Annotated in this window: 8 protein-coding genes, 6 tRNA genes and 1 pseudogene; 13 read left to right on the forward strand and 2 right to left on the reverse strand. The window is 41.7% G+C overall.

The annotated features are described in order from the left end of the window. Nucleotides 1-40: 40 nt before the first annotated feature. Nucleotides 41-1,753 (reverse strand): hypothetical protein, encoded by a 1,713-nt coding sequence (locus K8P02_RS06555; RefSeq protein ID WP_223382140.1) that lies wholly within the window; start codon nt 1,751-1,753, stop codon nt 41-43. Between the two features lie 79 nt (nt 1,754-1,832). Between K8P02_RS06555 and K8P02_RS06560 the strand changes: the two genes are divergently transcribed. Together K8P02_RS06560 and K8P02_RS06565 are read left to right on the forward strand one after the other, a co-directional pair. Further along, nucleotides 1,833-4,202 carry an ATP-dependent helicase gene (locus tag K8P02_RS06560; protein ID WP_223382142.1) on the forward strand — a complete coding sequence of 790 codons (2,370 nt, stop codon included), beginning with the start codon at nt 1,833-1,835 and terminating at the stop codon, nt 4,200-4,202. Nucleotides 4,203-4,259: 57 nt separating this feature from the next. After that, the gene (locus K8P02_RS06565; protein WP_007485841.1) at nt 4,260-4,937 is read left to right on the forward strand and encodes a glycine zipper domain-containing protein; all 678 of its coding nucleotides are present in this window, start codon (nt 4,260-4,262) and stop codon (nt 4,935-4,937) included. A gap of 219 nt (nt 4,938-5,156) precedes the next feature. Here K8P02_RS06565 and K8P02_RS06570 read toward each other — a convergent pair whose 3' ends face one another. After that, nucleotides 5,157-5,705 (reverse strand): NAD(P)H-dependent oxidoreductase, encoded by a 549-nt coding sequence (locus K8P02_RS06570; RefSeq protein WP_025867281.1) that lies wholly within the window; start codon nt 5,703-5,705, stop codon nt 5,157-5,159. Between the two features lie 130 nt (nt 5,706-5,835). Between K8P02_RS06570 and nspC the strand changes: the two genes are divergently transcribed. The 11 genes and pseudogenes from nspC (at nt 5,836) to K8P02_RS06625 (ending at nt 15,961) form a co-directional block, all read left to right on the forward strand. Beyond that, on the forward strand, nt 5,836-6,975 hold the full coding sequence (nspC, locus tag K8P02_RS06575) for a carboxynorspermidine decarboxylase (RefSeq protein ID WP_002559944.1): 1,140 nt from the start codon (nt 5,836-5,838) through the stop codon (nt 6,973-6,975). Between the two features lie 117 nt (nt 6,976-7,092). Continuing rightward, nucleotides 7,093-7,165 (forward strand) — tRNA-Gly (locus K8P02_RS06580). Nucleotides 7,166-7,195: 30 nt separating this feature from the next. Next, nucleotides 7,196-7,277, forward strand: a tRNA-Leu gene (locus tag K8P02_RS06585). Nucleotides 7,278-7,313: 36 nt separating this feature from the next. Continuing rightward, nucleotides 7,314-7,397: transfer RNA gene (locus K8P02_RS06590), tRNA-Leu, on the forward strand. A 16-nt stretch (nt 7,398-7,413) separates the two neighbouring features. Beyond that, nucleotides 7,414-7,486 (forward strand) — tRNA-Gly (locus K8P02_RS06595). A 17-nt stretch (nt 7,487-7,503) separates the two neighbouring features. Continuing rightward, nucleotides 7,504-7,585, forward strand: a tRNA-Leu gene (locus K8P02_RS06600). A 37-nt stretch (nt 7,586-7,622) separates the two neighbouring features. Then, a tRNA-Gly gene (locus tag K8P02_RS06605) sits at nt 7,623-7,695 on the forward strand. Nucleotides 7,696-8,002: 307 nt separating this feature from the next. Further along, nucleotides 8,003-10,675 (forward strand): outer membrane beta-barrel protein, encoded by a 2,673-nt coding sequence (locus K8P02_RS06610; RefSeq protein ID WP_317197243.1) that lies wholly within the window; start codon nt 8,003-8,005, stop codon nt 10,673-10,675. A 116-nt stretch (nt 10,676-10,791) separates the two neighbouring features. Next, a pseudogene (locus K8P02_RS06615) lies at nt 10,792-11,128 on the forward strand (efflux RND transporter permease subunit); the annotation flags it as partial. A gap of 112 nt (nt 11,129-11,240) precedes the next feature. Continuing rightward, on the forward strand, nt 11,241-14,075 hold the full coding sequence (locus K8P02_RS06620; protein WP_223382144.1) for a glycosyl hydrolase family 28-related protein: 2,835 nt from the start codon (nt 11,241-11,243) through the stop codon (nt 14,073-14,075). Nucleotides 14,076-14,386: 311 nt separating this feature from the next. After that, nucleotides 14,387-15,961, forward strand: a complete 1,575-nt coding sequence (locus K8P02_RS06625) for a DUF362 domain-containing protein (protein WP_223382146.1) — start codon at nt 14,387-14,389, stop codon at nt 15,959-15,961. Nucleotides 15,962-16,061 lie beyond the last annotated feature (100 nt).

Here is a 16,061-nt window from a genome sequence, read left to right on the forward strand (position 1 = left end):
TAAATGTTTATAGAGACAATCAAAAATCTATCTGTTTGTTCTATTTAATTATTATTTGTTCCGTTATCTCCGGATTTCCCTTTGCTGTTTTCCGTATCCATCGTCCGGCCTGATCGTATTCATAATACATGTTGCTATCTATCTGGTTCCCAAATTCATCATACACGAAATACTGTGAGCAGACTCTTTTTTCGTTGTTTACCAGTATTTGTGTAGAAATGATTTTTGCCAGATAACCGTATTTATCATATTCATATACATCTGTCTGTGAACTGATTTGTGTCGGTAGCGGATTTTTAGGGAGCGGCAATACATATTGTGATTTTATTTCATTTCCTTTACTGTCATATTGATGCATTGTGGACGAAAGCATGACATCTTTATTGTACTCCTTTTCTTCTATTAGTTTTCCCTGACGATTGTAGCTGCTCAATACCAGTCTGCCATCGGTATATTTCAGTGAATCACTCTGAATTGTTCCATCGGTATCAAATGTTCTTGTTCTCTTATATATTTCTTTTTTTGTTTTGGTATTTATCTGTATTTCCTGTGTACATCTATCCTGTGCATCGTAAAAGAAAGAGGTATGGAATTGCAGGTTACCGGTAGTAATGTCTATACCCGCCGGCTTTCCGTTTTCCAGATAGGTATATACCTCTGTGGTATTTTTATTATTTTGCTTCTCTTCTGTTTTCGTCAGTATTCCTTTTTTATAATATTTGACCGTAGCAGGAGTAATCCATATCACCGAATCTTCGAACTGCTTGCACAAGTCCTGTGCTTTGTCACGAAACTCCCTGTATTTATGTGTAGTCAGAAAATCTCGAACTAATCTCAGTTTACTGTTGCTATTCACTTCCGGTTTCATTAGTTCATAGTCCACACTGTCTTTTATGTATTCCAGTGCAGAGATATATTTGCGCTGGCCTTCTTCCAAATAAGATGCGTTCTCATAATCACTGATGCATTGTTTCTTAGATACCGGTGCTCCCGCTTGTTGTATCATGGAAAAGAGATAATCATCATATAAATCACGTACCTCCGGAGTGTATTTACGGCCGGACATTCCGTTGAAATAACGGTTCAAAGTTATATTATCGAAAAAGTTCTTGAAATTGGTATGAGTGGGTGTCCGTTTCACGTTGTCGTATAAGAGTTGGTTATATTCGTTCATGAGTTTTACCAGATATTTGCCTTCCGGAAATTCATTAAAGTAATTCTCATATTTGCCGGCGTTATTTTTCTCTTCACAATCTTTCATTAATGCATCTTCTCTCGTTAGGTAGAAGAGATCCATCTGTGCCTGTGAAATAGGATATTTACTGCTTTTAGCTCCTTCTATTAATTGTCTACTTAATGTGAGTTTGTCTTGTGTTGTATTCAAGACTTCGGTTATCACCTTGTTGGTACGTTCCCGCAAAGGAGCAAAATCTATTTCGTTCTCGTTGCAGATAGCGGGCAGACTTCCTTTGACGGCTTTAGCGTAGGTAGGGTAGTAGTCGGCGACACTTTTATTATCCGGTTGGGTCCACAGGTGGCACATGATGTCCATTAGTTCTACTTCGGCTGCAAATGCCTGGATTGTTTTCTCATCCAACTTCTCGCGGCCTTTTTGAAATTTCTCGGTTTCATTTTCACTTAGGAGTTTTAGGAGCTTCCCCACACGGTCTTGTTTCTGTGCTATGACTTGTAAGGCTCCTGTTGTCATACTTATGAGAAGAATGGCAACTAAAGAGATACTCTTTTTTATCATACCTGTTTTATTTGATGTTAAGTCACAAAAGTATATAAAATTACATATATTGTCAAATGAATGTTATAATTTTGCCACTATGGAAAGAAACTATATCGAAGAATTGAACGAAAGCCAGCGTGCTGCGGTACTTTATAATGACGGACCATCACTTGTTATAGCCGGTGCTGGTTCCGGAAAAACCCGTGTGCTAACTTATAAAATAGCTTATTTACTTGAAAACGATTATAATCCCTGGAATATCCTTGCACTCACTTTTACTAACAAAGCGGCCCGGGAAATGAAAGAACGCATTGCTCGTCAGGTAGGTGAACAGCGCGCCCGTTATCTTTGGATGGGTACATTTCATTCTGTCTTTTCACGTATTCTCCGTGCCGAAGCACAGTCCATAGGGTTTACTTCGCAATTTACCATTTATGACTCGGCCGATAGCAAGAGTCTTTTGCGTTCTATCATTAAAGAAATGGGATTGGATGATAAGACCTATAAGCCCGGTGTGGTACAGGGACGCATTTCCAAAGCTAAAAACCATCTCGTGCTGCCTTCCGATTATGCTGCAAACAAAGAGGAATACACTGAAGATCAGGCGGTTAAGATGCCTGCCATTCGTGATATATATCGTCGTTATTGGGAACGTTGCCGCCAGGCGGGAGCTATGGATTTTGATGATTTACTGGTATATACTTATATTCTCTTTCGTGATTTTCCTGAGGTGCGTGCGCGTTATAGTGAGCAGTTTCGCTATGTGCTGGTAGATGAGTATCAGGATACTAACTATGCACAACACAGTATTGTACTCCAATTGACAAAGGAGAATCAGCGGGTTTGTGTGGTTGGAGATGATGCTCAAAGTATATACTCTTTCCGGGGAGCGGATATTGATAACATTCTCTATTTCACCAAGATTTATCCTAATACGAAAGTTTTTAAGCTGGAGCAAAATTATCGTTCTACGCAAACCATTGTTTGTGCGGCCAATAGTCTGATTGCAAAGAATGAGTGGCAGATACCCAAAGAGGTCTTTTCCGAAAAGGAGAAAGGAGAGGCCATTGGGGTATTTCAGGCTTATAGTGATGTAGAGGAAGGAGATATTGTGGCCAATAAAATAGCGGAACTACGTCGTGAACACGCTTATGGATATTCTGAATTTGCTATTCTGTATCGTACAAATGCACAGAGCCGTGTTTTTGAAGAAGCACTACGGAAACGCAGTATGCCTTATAAAATTTATGGTGGACTTTCATTCTACCAACGTAAAGAAATTAAGGATGTAACTGCTTACTTCCGGTTGGTGGTGAATCCGAGTGATGAAGAAGCATTCAAACGTATTATTAATTATCCTGCCCGTGGTATTGGTGATACTACGGTGGGGAAGATAATAACCGCAGCTACTGATAATGGGGTCAGCCTTTGGACAGTTCTCTGTGAACCGTTGAGTTACGGACTGACAATTAATAAAGGTACGCATACAAAACTGCAAGGTTTTCGGGAACTGATAGAGGGTTTTATAACCGATCTGCCCGAAAAGAATGCATACGAGATAGGAACGGATATCATTCGTCAGTCCGGTATCATCAATGACGTTTGCCAGGATACTTCACCGGAAAATTTGAGCCGTAAGGAAAATATAGAAGAGTTGGTAAATGGTATGAATGATTTCTGCGCTTTGCGGCAGGAAGAGGGAAACCCCAACATTTCTCTGACTGATTTTCTTTCGGAAATAGCCTTGCTTACTGATCAGGATTCTGATAAAGCCGATGACGGAGAAAAAGTAACTTTAATGACGGTTCATTCGGCAAAGGGATTAGAGTTCAAAAATGTATTTGTTGTGGGATTGGAAGAGAATCTGTTTCCAAGTGGTATGGTAGGAGATTCTCCACGGGCATTGGAAGAAGAGCGCCGTTTATTCTATGTAGCTATTACCCGTGCCGAGGAACATTGTTTCATCTCTTTCGCTAAAACCCGTTTTCGTTATGGAAAGATGGAGTTTGGAAGTCCCAGTCGCTTCTTACGTGATATTGATGTTCATTATTTGCAGTTACCACATGAGGATGGAGTCGGTCGTTCGGTAGATGAAGGTGCCGGCCGTTTTCGTAGGGAAATTGAAGGAGGCTTTGCCCGTTCTGCTTCTCCTTCACGCGCTCCTTTCGGTACAAATACTTCAGATCGTGAGCGGCCGAAAGCACAAGTTATAGCTCCCACTGTGCCGAGAAATCTGAAAAAGGTTAGTGCGGTAAGCGGTAATAGCACTCCGTCGTCTGCTTCTTCCGCCTCGGTTTCTATAGCAGGAATACAGGCAGGACAGATGATAGAACACGAGCGTTTTGGCTTGGGAGAGGTAGTAAAGGTAGAAGGAGCAGGAGACAATGCAAAAGCAACGATTCGCTTTAAAAATGCAGGTGAAAAGCAACTATTACTGCGCTTTGCGCGTTTTAAAATAATAGGATGATTACAATAACCGCTTGTCGTATGTTCTGTGCGGGAAGCACCACAAAAAAAGTGAACTATGAAACGATTAATTGCTTGGATGATTTTACCCGCTTTCCTGTTAAGCGGTTGTGCTACCGGACGAATGTCCGGTAATCCTGGAGCCGTTATGGCAGGAGCCTCTATTGGCGGTTCGGTAGGTAGTGCGATAGGTGGTCTTATCGGTGAAAATAATCATGGATGGAGAGGCGGGTATCGTGGCTCTGCCATTGGTACGATTGTAGGAACGGTTGCCGGTGCGGCTATTGGAAATGCGGTATCTACGCCTCGTCAGAAGGAAGATGAGTATGTAGAGGTGATTGAAAGAAAGAAGTTTGTACCTCAACAACGTCCGATAGCGGTAACTAATTTGAAGATACGGAACATACGTTTTATTGATGACAATCGTAATCATGTGATTGATGCCGGTGAAAATAGTAAGGTTATTTTTGAGATAGTCAATGAAGGGCGTACTCCTGTTTATGATGTCGTACCTGCGGTGGAAGAGGTTACCGGAATGAAGCATATATTTATTTCTCCCTCTGTTTTGGTAGAACAGATTGCTCCGGGTGAAGGCATACGTTATACTGCTACGGTATCGGCCGGAGAGAAACTGAAAGATGGAGAAGTGGTACTGCGTGTAACCGTGGCTGCCGGAGATAATGCGGAGTGTGACTGGCAAGAGTTTTCTTTGCCAACACAGAAGAGAATAAGATGATATCGGGAAGTAGATTCTTTTACTTATAAAAGTACGTATTTAAGTATGACTTAATATGCATTTTAAGTCACACTTAAAATGCATAGTTTATACTAATAAAGTACGTACTTTTAATTAATAATGTGCCAATGTGTTAATTTGCCAATATGCCAATACCTTTCGGCAACACAGCGCAGCCAATTAGCACATTGGCACATTAACATATTGGCACATTATTCATCACCAGCTATTGCCGGCATTTCCTGTTCCTATCAGAGCTTCTACTGTTTGCCTGTATAGATTTGCTCCTTCCGCTATGTTTTTGGCAGCATCATTTGTACCCATGCCATATGCAATAATAGGGGTTTTCCATACCATTCCGGCGTGAATAGCTCCCACCTGATAAGGTCTTAATAACTCGTCTACTGTAAAACGATTTCTTCCTCCACTGCGATATGCGTTGAATTCTGAGCCTGTGGTAGTTACTACCACGAGTGGTTTACCCGCCACAGCCGGTGTTTTGGCCAAATAGGTGAATACTTCATCTTGCCACTTCTTTAGTAGTGAGGGGGCAGACATCCAGTAGAACGGGAACTGATAGATAATAGCGGCTGCATGTGAAATAATCTTGCTCCATTCATCTACATTAAAAGTTTGTAACTCATACAGATTGTAAACTGCTACTTCTTCAATATCCTTTACGGCATCCACTAATGCCTTGTTTGTCTGTGACTCTTTCATGTTGGGATGCGCCAGGAGAATCACTACTTTCTTTAAATCTCTGTCCATAACGTTTTCTTAATTTTTAGTGAAGAATCAAATCATTTCGTAAAGGTAGAAAATATTAGAAAACATTCCGTATTTTTGCATCATTATTCTATACTTACTATCTACTAACTACTAAATTCTATATTCTGAAATGATAGACTTTACCCAATTTCCTTCTCCTTGCTACATCATGGAAGAAGAATTGTTGAGAAAGAATTTGAGTCTGATAAAACAGGTTGCAGACAAGGCAGGGGTGGAAATTATCCTTGCTTTTAAGTCATTTGCCATGTGGCGTTCATTTCCCATATTCCGTGAGTATATCGCACACTCTACGGCAAGTTCCGTTTACGAAGCCCGTTTGGCGCTCGAAGAGTTTGGCAGCAAAGCACATACGTATTCGCCTGCTTACACCGAACAGGACTTTCCGGAAATTATGCGTTGCAGCAGTCATATCACATTTAATTCACTGGCACAGTTTCAACGGTTCTATCCAATGGTTTTGGCAGAAGGGAGTGGGATCTCCTGCGGTATTCGTATTAATCCCGAATATTCCGAAGTGGAAACAGAACTTTATAATCCTTGTGCTCCCGGTACCCGTTTTGGCATTACAGCCGATTTGTTGCCCGAAGTTCTTCCGCAGGGTATTGAGGGTTTTCATTGCCATTGTCATTGCGAGTCGTCGTCTTTTGAACTGGAGCATACTTTACAGCACATTGAAGAGAAATTCTCCCATTGGTTTTCACAGATAAAGTGGTTGAATCTGGGAGGCGGACATTTGATGACTCGTAAAGGGTACGATACAGAGCACCTCATTCGTTTGCTTCAGGGATTAAAATCCCGTTATCCTCATCTTCAGATTATTCTTGAACCTGGTTCGGCATTTACTTGGCAAACCGGGGTATTGACTTCTGAGATTGTTGATATAGTGGAGAGCCGTGGCATTAAAACCGCCATTCTCAATGTCAGCTTTACCTGCCATATGCCCGATTGTCTTGAAATGCCCTACCAGCCTGCTGTGCGTGGAGCCGAAATGGGAGACAATGGTACATTTGTTTATCGTCTTGGGGGGAATTCCTGTCTGAGTGGTGATTATATGGGATTTTGGAGTTTTGATCATGAACTTCGGATGGGTGAACGGATTGTGTTTGAAGACATGATACATTATACAATGGTGAAAACAAATATGTTTAATGGGATTCATCATCCTTCTATTGCTTTGTGGACTGAAGGAGGGACAGCTGAAATATATAAACAGTTCTCTTATGAAGATTATCGTGACCGAATGAGTTGATAATCAAACTAATCTTTTTGCGGGTGTAGCAAAGTGACTATTTTTTTACTAAAAAAACAAGCCGAATGTTTGCATGTTTAGAGAAAATGTCTACCTTTGCAACCGCAAACGAAAATTGCGGAAATAGCTCAGTTGGTAGAGCATAACCTTGCCAAGGTTAGGGTCGCGAGTTCGAGTCTCGTTTTCCGCTCATCTTTGAAATATTGGAAGTTCATTTTTTGCCCAGGTGGCGGAATTGGTAGACGCGCACGTTTCAGGTGCGTGTGTCGAGAGGCATGCAGGTTCGAGTCCTGTTCTGGGCACAAAGAAATGAATAAGTTCAGTACTTTAATAAATTTGGAGAGGTGGCGGAATTGGTAGACGCGCTACTTTGAGGGGGTAGTGACAATTATGTCGTGGGAGTTCGAGTCTCCTTCTCTTCACAACTATTAAAGATATGCGGAAATAGCTCAGTTGGTAGAGCATAACCTTGCCAAGGTTAGGGTCGCGAGTTCGAGTCTCGTTTTCCGCTCATTGAAAAGAAGAAAGGCCCAGGTGGCGGAATTGGTAGACGCGCACGTTTCAGGTGCGTGTGTCGAGAGGCATGCAGGTTCGAGTCCTGTTCTGGGCACAGTCTTTCTGATAAACAATTGATGGGAGACTAATTTGCGGAAATAGCTCAGTTGGTAGAGCATAACCTTGCCAAGGTTAGGGTCGCGAGTTCGAGTCTCGTTTTCCGCTCAGAGTTAAAGAGAGTATTTCGGGTAAAACCGGGATACTCTTTTTTTTGTTTATTTTTCTTTGCCTCGAATCAGCATGTACTTTCTTTGCCTATTGAGTGATTATTCTGTTTATAGAAAGCGAAGCTTTAATAAAACTTAAAAATAACACTTCAGTTTTAACCTTCTCATCTTTACGAACTCTAATCTTTAAACGGCGGAACTATTCAACAATAACATCTAATACAAGTCCATTGAATATAAGTAGGTATATAGGTTGCTTTCAGGTTCTTTCAATTTTTTGTGTATTACAACTAACATGCACAACAATGAAGATTAAGGCACAGTCCGGTAAAGTGGTGTTTACCGGACGTGTTCTTGACGAAGAGACCCACGAACCGGTACCTTATGCTGCTGTTCAGATTTATGTATTGCCCGATAGTACGTTTATTACCGGAGGAGCTACTGGAGCTGACGGTCGTTTCTCTCTTTCTGCTACTGCCCGGAAAGCAGTAAAAATATCCATTCATGTATCTTATGTAGGTTATACGGCAATAGACCGTACACTGAATTATAGTGACAGGAAGATCGGTGACATATGTCTGGCTCCCGATGGGTTTATGCTCGAAGAAACTGTTATTACGGGCAAGGCTCCGATGGCAGTTACAGAGAATGATACGACAGTATATAACTCTTCGGCTTTTCGTACTCCTGAAGGTTCTATGCTTGAGGAACTTGTGAAACAGTTGCCGGGAGGAGAGATTACTGCGGATGGTAAGCTGATGATTCAGGGAAAGGAAGTGAAAAAGATACTGGTGGATGGTAAGGAATTCTTTTCGGATGACCCACAGGCAGCATTGAAAAATCTTCCGGTGGAAATGGTGGAGAAGTTGAAAGCATACGAACGGAAGTCTGATCTGGCGCGTCTTACAGGAATTGATGATGGTGAGGAAGAGATGATTCTCGATCTCTCTGTGAAAAAGGATATGAAGAAAGGTTGGATGGATAATTTTCTTGGTGGTATGGGAAGTAAAGAACGTTATGAAGTGGCGAATACGATGAACCGTATTCGTGAGAACTCCCAGCTCACAGTGATTGCTAATTGGAACAATACAAATAATCAGGGCTTTTCGGAACTTCAGCAACAGTCATCCAATGCCACTGGAAATACCCGTGGCAGGGCAGGAATGGGGACTTCCCGTTCATTGGGATTTAACTTTAGCAGAGATTGGGGGAATGTTAAATTCAGATCAAATGTACAGTATTCCGGAACGGATCGTGAGGAGGAGAGTAAGACGCTGACCGATAATTTTATGAAAGCGGAAAAGTCCATAACCAACAGTACGAGCAGTAGTCGAAACAGAAATGACGGAGTAACGGGAAATGCCTATCTGGAATGGAAGATAGATACGGTAACCAATCTTATATTCCGTCCTACGTTTCGCTATTCAACGGCCGATCGCAGAGGAGCCAGTTATCAGAAGAGTTGGTCGGGAGAGGAAGAACTGAACGAAAAAGAGTCCTCCAACTGGTCGGAGAGTTCGCAATACAGTCTGGCATTGATGTTGCAGGTGAACCGTAAACTGAATACCAGAGGGCGTAATGTTGCTTTGAAACTGGATTATGGTACAAATGCTTCTACATCAGATCGTTTGAATTATGCCACCACCCGTTATTTTAAAACCGGTACGGAGAAAATATTGAATCAGAAGATTGATAATAAGACGGATGGGGATAATTATCGTATTCAATTGGTATATGTAGAACCGTTACCTTGGGCACACTTTCTGCAACTTCGTTATAGTTATCAGCATCGTACATCGAACTCTGATCGTAAAGCTTATAACTGGAATAAGGAATTGGAAGATTTTACAGAAGATCCGGATACGCTGAATAGTAACTGTTTTGAGAATCAATATTCCAATCACCTCGTTAATCTTTCGGTCCGCACTACACAGAAAATGTATAACTATAACGTAGGGGTTGATCTTGAACCACAAAAGTCCGTTAGTGATAGTTATGTATTGGATGTATTGAAATACAGTCTCCCCCGAAGTGTACTCAATTTCTCACCCACCGTTAGTTTCCGGTATAAGTTTTCCAAACGTACGCATTTGCAAATAACGTATCGTGGAAAGAGCCGTCAACCCTCTGTCCGTGATTTGCAACCTATTTCTGATCAAACTAATCCGTTGAATATCCGTATGGGTAATCCTTCGCTGAAACCATCGTATACCAATACTTTCAATCTTAATTATAATTCTTATAATGTGAAGTATCAACGCAATATGGTGTTGCAACTTACCGCTGAGAATACGCTGAACAGCGTCACTAATCAGGTTACTTATGATAGTGAAACCGGTGGACGTACTACTATACCAGTCAACATGAACGGTAATTGGGAAGCACAAGGCTCTTTTTCACTGAGTACTCCTTTCAAGAATAAGAATTGGTTGGTACGTACGTATTCCCAACTTCGGTTTAGTAATAAAAACGGATATACTACGCTTAATAAAGAAGAGCCGCAAAAGAGTTCTGTCCGCCATCTGACAGTACGCGAGAGACTTAATCTTACTTATCGAACCAAACAGATTGAAATGGGTGCCCGGGGTTCTGTTGTCTACAATAACTCATACAATAATGTGAAAAGTATTCGTACAGAAACCTTTAACTATCAGGCGGGAATGAATGTACAATGCTATCTTCCCTGGGGTTTTGAAGTATATAGTGATGCTGTGTGGAATCTGCGTTCGGGATACGGGCAAAACGAGGGCAATGATTATCTGATGTGGAACGCACAACTCTCCAAATCTTTTTTCAAACGGAAACAGCTGTTGTTGCGATTCAAGATTTATGATATTCTGCAACAAGAGAATGCACTGACACGTACTATCACAGCAACTTCCATACGGGACACTGAGTCCAACGTATTGGGGAGTTACTTAATATTCCATGTTATCGTGAGGATAAATAAGATGGGCGGTAAAGTGAAGCGTAAGTAACTCAGTCCTTTATTTTTCCGTTTCAGTCTCCAATATTCCGTTTCGGTATATCTCTTCCTTTTTTTCAGAAAACTAACTCGTACGTTTGCTCCCAAAATGTGTAATCAATGAATATACCTTATGAGGTACAGATACAGGTAACCGACGTACTTGAAGAGTCTATTCAGTCGTTAGGTGAATTATACTATCCGCATCGCGAACTGGAAAATCAGGCTAAAAATATAAAAACGAACTGCTTAAAATTAAAAATGTAGCTAAAGTAGAAGTTTTTGGTATTCAAAATCCTGCAATCGAGGTGTTGGTACAGTGTCTTCATTAATGGCTCAGACGAGCATAACAACAGCGGAAATAATTCGTGCGTTCGATAAACAAAACAAGGTTGTGGATGCAGGGGCTGTTGAGAATGGGAATAATCGCTTTCGTATTGAAGCACGTGGTAGTTTCACTAATATGATATAAAATTGAAAGCCTTTGCGACAACACTGCAAAGGCTTTTTTCTTTTTTCCGTTAGCTTTGCCGCTGTGATAAAGTTAATTGAGAATTAAAACTATTTTAGAGAATTGAATGATGAATTCTATTACACGAAAAACACCTGTGCTTTGGTTTGCTTTATGTTGTCTGGGAATGAGTGCACAGGCAGCTTCCGGGCTTACTCCCTGGGTCTTGAAAGCAGATTCTTTATTATTATCTTCCGGAACGACGTACCGATATACAGTAGATACTCCGGAGGGGGAGGGACTGGTTTCTACTTTACCTTCCGTTACTGAATTAGTAGAACTCTTTTCCAAGTCGGAAAAAGCTGTTTGCCGGGTGACGGATCTGCATGGTAATATCAAGGTAGATAGAACGCCCTTGGAAGGTGATCGTATGGAGTTAGTTTCTCCACAGGGAAAAGTTACCCGGCGGTGGATGATTGGAATAAGAAATGCTGCCCTTCCGGCACAATTGTTGTTACATCGCGAACAGGCTACAATAAACGCGCCGGGTAACATTGTTCTTGATTTCCGGGCCGGACAGCGAAGTCCGATGGTGAAGGTAGAAATCCGTGTCCCGGCAGGTATCGTCGTGACACTTGATAATACAACCGTGAACGTGATAGGACGTGGGGAGGTATTATTGCGTGATCTGCCTAAACAATCGATAGGGCGTACCGGCACTCACTACTCATATAATAAAGTGGGGAATGTAGCCTTGCGGGATGAAGGTGAGCGGGGAACGGTGATTGTATTTAGTGGTCTTGATTTTCGACCTTCAAATGGTCCGGATCTGCGGATCTGCTTTCGTGGAGTAGCTCCGGTGCGTAAAGGAATAAATCGTTTTGAAGCTATTTATACAACTTCAAAGCCGGAAGTATTGCAGAGTCCTGTTGCTGTGGCAGATTTGGAAGGCATTACCACTGTTGCTGATCTTGTACGTACTCCGTTGCGTGATTTTACGTATCGTCCCGGACAGGAATATACGTATGCCTCTTTTTCCTGGACTCCCCCTCACAACGCTTCTTCCGTAGAACTGCTTCAATCAGCAGACGGTGGGAATACATGGACAACAGCCCGGGCGGAAGTAACTCCTGATAGTCGTGAGACAGCTGCGAACGGATTGGAACCGAATCGCCTGTATGCTTTCAAACTTCGTGTCAAAGGAGGGCAGAATAAAGGAGAATCCAACACTGTATGGTTCTATACCGGACGAAAAGATATCAGAGATTATCGTGTAAAAGGAGATGGAGTAGCTGATGATACGGAAGCTATCAATGAGGCTATTATCAATATGAGCCGTTTGGGAGGTGGTATCCTTCGATTTACCCAAGGAACCTATAATGTACGTACTATCCATTTGCAAAGTAATGTGTGGTTGCATCTGGATAGTGATGCTACGATACAGGCATTGCCCGGTGCCGATGCTCCCGAGGCAACCTGGTTTAGTGATCGTGCTTATCGTTCAGGGCTCTCGCCCACAGACCCGCGTCCTTATGCCGACCCGGAAAATTATCTTACGAAGCAAGATGTAGGACATACTTTCTTTCGCAATTGCATGTTCTTTGGAGAGCGAATTGACAATGTAAAAGTTGTAGGTACGGGGCGTATTACCGGTAATGGTAATATTGTGACTTCGGATAAAGTGATGAATAATTCTCCGGAGAAACGTAGTGATAAAATGTTTTCTTTAAAACTTTGTACGAATGTAGAGATTGGCGGATGGGATGTAAAGAAAGATATGTGGTATGATCCGGAAAAGGACATACCTTATTATATAGAAGGAGATAACAGGTTATATAGTGACAGTACAATGCTGCACATTGATCAGGGAGGGCATTTTGTGTTGTTGGCTACAGGTACGGATGGTATTCATGTACATGATACTTACTTTGCAAAGCATAGTACAAAGAATGCCCGCGATATTTATGATTTTATGGCATGCAATGATGTGACGGTAACAAATATCTACTCTAAGGTAAGTTCGGATGATATTGTAAAACCCGGTTCGGATTGTTCATTGGGCTATACTCGTCCGGCACGCCATTACATGGTGAGAAATATTGTGGGAGATACTAACTGTAATCTCTTTCAGATAGGATCAGAAACAGCAGATGATATTCAGGATCTGTATGTGGATAATATCTATGTGTTGGGTGCTAATAAGGCGGGTTTTTCTATTTCTACCAATGATGGTGGTCATGTGAAGAATGTTTATCTGAATAGCGGTAAAACAGGTCCTATACATTCCCGTTCGGTAATGCGTCGTACGAGAGCCCCCTTCTTTATCTCTATTTCCAATCGTGGGCGTGTATTGGGAGCCGATGTTGCTCCGTTTACTTTCACTGAAAATGGAGTGGTACGTAAGGAACTGCTTGTAACCAATTCTAACATTGGGCAGGTAGAGAATATTGTTATCTGTGGGGTGGATATTGAAGAGGTCTATGGTGGTAGTTCATTTCGTGGCGACCGTTGGAAAGCTTATGACGGTTCACAAAGTAAAGCGACTCCTATTATTGCAGGATTTAAACTGCCTGATTCGGATGTTGTGGAAGGTGGGTTGACATTCCGTCTGCCGGATGGGAACCATACGGGGTACATCAATAATGTGCAATTCCATGATGTGAGTTTGAAAGTAAAGGGAGGACATCCGTCGGAAGATGCAAAAGCATATCCACCGGAGATAGGAGTAGGCCGCTATAATGTAGGAGACCTGAAGATACAGCCGGCGTTCGGATTTTGGGCACGCCATGTCAAGGGCTTCTTATTGAAGAATTTTCGTATTGCTGCCGAACAACCGGATGGACGCTATGCTGTAGTGATGGATGATGTGATAGGAGGTGAGGTAGAAAGTTTGCAGGTGGATAAAGGAATATCAGATAAAGAAGAAGTGAAATTGATAGACTGCGAAGATATAAGACAATGATTTTCTTCTCATCAGAGCGGACCCTTCCTAACAGTATATGTAACGGGGTATAACAATATATGTAATGGAACATAACAATATATGTAACGAAGCACTAAGTATTATTACTTAAGTAATACTTCAAATTTAATTCATACTATGATAGCGTTTTATTAAAACGTAAATGATCGCAGATTATCGCAAATTAGAAGGCTTGCTGTACTACTTGAGAGACGATATTCTTTGCGTGAATTTGTGATAATCTGCTGCGTTTCAATGATACTATCATTTAATTAGGATACAGTACTTATTATAATTAATAGTCAAAGAAAATGATAAAGAAGATATATCTCTATTTCAGGCAGAAAGTTGAGAGTTGTAACAGAGCCAGGTGGTATCATATTTTCCTCTTTTGGGGGTTGGGTATCTCTTCTACAGTTTGGTTTCTGGTTCGTGTGGTTCCTAAGCCTTCGCGGGCTACCTATCCTTGTATGCAGGCAGCTGCTCCTATGATGTCTGCTTTCGTCGTCTATCTGTTGTCTTTTACAGGTGCATGGTTCAGCTACCGGAAGATGAAACAGGCATTGCGTGCACGTCATTACCTTTATACAACGTTGTTTTTCTTTTTATTGATATTTTTCGGAGGTATGATGGCGATAAAGAACAGTGGTGAGATGCTGGCGCAAATCGTTCTTCCTGTTAGTGAACCGAAGATGGCATGGGGAAAGAATAACCCTGTGGGTACGGCAAAAGGAATTTATCCCGGTCGTGTTGTCTGGTCACATGCTCCCGGAGCTGCAACATGGGAGAAAGGTACTGGTTTCTGGTATGAAGATCATTACACCAATCAGTCGGATGCAGATTGGTTAGTGGTGCAGTCTCTTCTTTCTTTGACGGGTGAGAAAAGTGAGAAGAAAGCATGGAATGCTCTGTTTGCCTACTTTAATCGCGAACATGGCAAAGGTGGTAAGGGATATCGGAAAGGGGAAAAGATTGCAATTAAAATCAATCAGAACAATACGTTTTCACATGATGACTCCGAAGAACTGAACGCTTCTCCGCATCTTGTGCTTTCCTTGTTGCGTAGCCTGATATACGAGGGAGGGATCCCTCAACAACAGATCACGGTGTTTGATGCGAGTCGCTTTATCACTCATACTTTATTTGAAAAATGTCATACAGAGTTTCCTGATGTAACTTATCTGGATAATGAAGGGGGGAACGGACGGGTGAAATCAACCTATATCTCCGATGCCATTCCATACTCGGTTGATAACGGAAAGCTGGCTCGCGGTCTGGCTTGTTGCGCTATTGAGGCTGATTATCTTATCAATATGGCTTTGTTGAAAGGCCATGGAGGTCAAGGTGTTACGCTTTGTGCAAAAAATTGGTATGGTGTCACTGATATTGATCGCAATTTTCGTAAGAATCAGCATAATAACTTTAATCAGGATCGTGGCGGACGTCCGCGATATATGACGTTTACTGATTATATTGCTCACAAAGATTTAGGGCAAAAGACCATGCTTTTTCTTATTGACGGGCTTTATGGATCAGAAAAGGTGAATGGGGCTCCTTCTGGAAAATGGAAGATGGAGCCTTTTGGAGGCAATTGGCCCTGTTCTTTATTTGCTTCGCAAGATCCTGTAGCAATTGATGCTGTAGGTATTGATTTTCTTAGTACGGAGTTTCCACGGATGGCAGATGTGAATTACTGTGATATGTATCTTGTGGAAGCAGCATTGGCAAATAATCCGCTATCCGGCACTTTCTATGATCCCGAACAGGACGGAACAGGTGTACATAGTCTTGGTGTATTAGAACATTGGAATAATCCTACAGATAAACAGTATAGTCGTAATTTAGGACAAAAGAGCGGAATTGAACTGGTATATAAGAAGAAATAAGTGTTTTTATTGATGTATGAGACGATTTCTATAGTATTTGAATGAATACTTAAAATCGTCTCTTTTTTATATAACTACTTTTGTGACGTAACAAAGTGAG

The sequence above is a fragment of the Bacteroides nordii genome, assembly GCF_019930665.1.
Taxonomy (GTDB): domain Bacteria; phylum Bacteroidota; class Bacteroidia; order Bacteroidales; family Bacteroidaceae; genus Bacteroides; species Bacteroides nordii.

Excerpts from the sequence above, each read along its gene's own strand:
- K8P02_RS06620 (WP_223382144.1), top strand. The coding sequence starts at position 11,241 with ATGATGAATTCTATTACACGAAAAACACCTGTGCTTTGGTTTGCTTTA.
- K8P02_RS06610 (WP_317197243.1), top strand. The coding sequence starts at position 8,003 with ATGAAGATTAAGGCACAGTCCGGTAAAGTGGTGTTTACCGGACGTGTT.
- K8P02_RS06570 (WP_025867281.1), bottom strand. The coding sequence starts at position 5,705 with ATGGACAGAGATTTAAAGAAAGTAGTGATTCTCCTGGCGCATCCCAAC.
- K8P02_RS06625 (WP_223382146.1), top strand. The coding sequence starts at position 14,387 with ATGATAAAGAAGATATATCTCTATTTCAGGCAGAAAGTTGAGAGTTGT.
- K8P02_RS06555 (WP_223382140.1), bottom strand. The coding sequence starts at position 1,753 with ATGATAAAAAAGAGTATCTCTTTAGTTGCCATTCTTCTCATAAGTATG.
- nspC (WP_002559944.1), top strand. The coding sequence starts at position 5,836 with ATGATAGACTTTACCCAATTTCCTTCTCCTTGCTACATCATGGAAGAA.
- K8P02_RS06565 (WP_007485841.1), top strand. The coding sequence starts at position 4,260 with ATGAAACGATTAATTGCTTGGATGATTTTACCCGCTTTCCTGTTAAGC.
- K8P02_RS06560 (WP_223382142.1), top strand. The coding sequence starts at position 1,833 with ATGGAAAGAAACTATATCGAAGAATTGAACGAAAGCCAGCGTGCTGCG.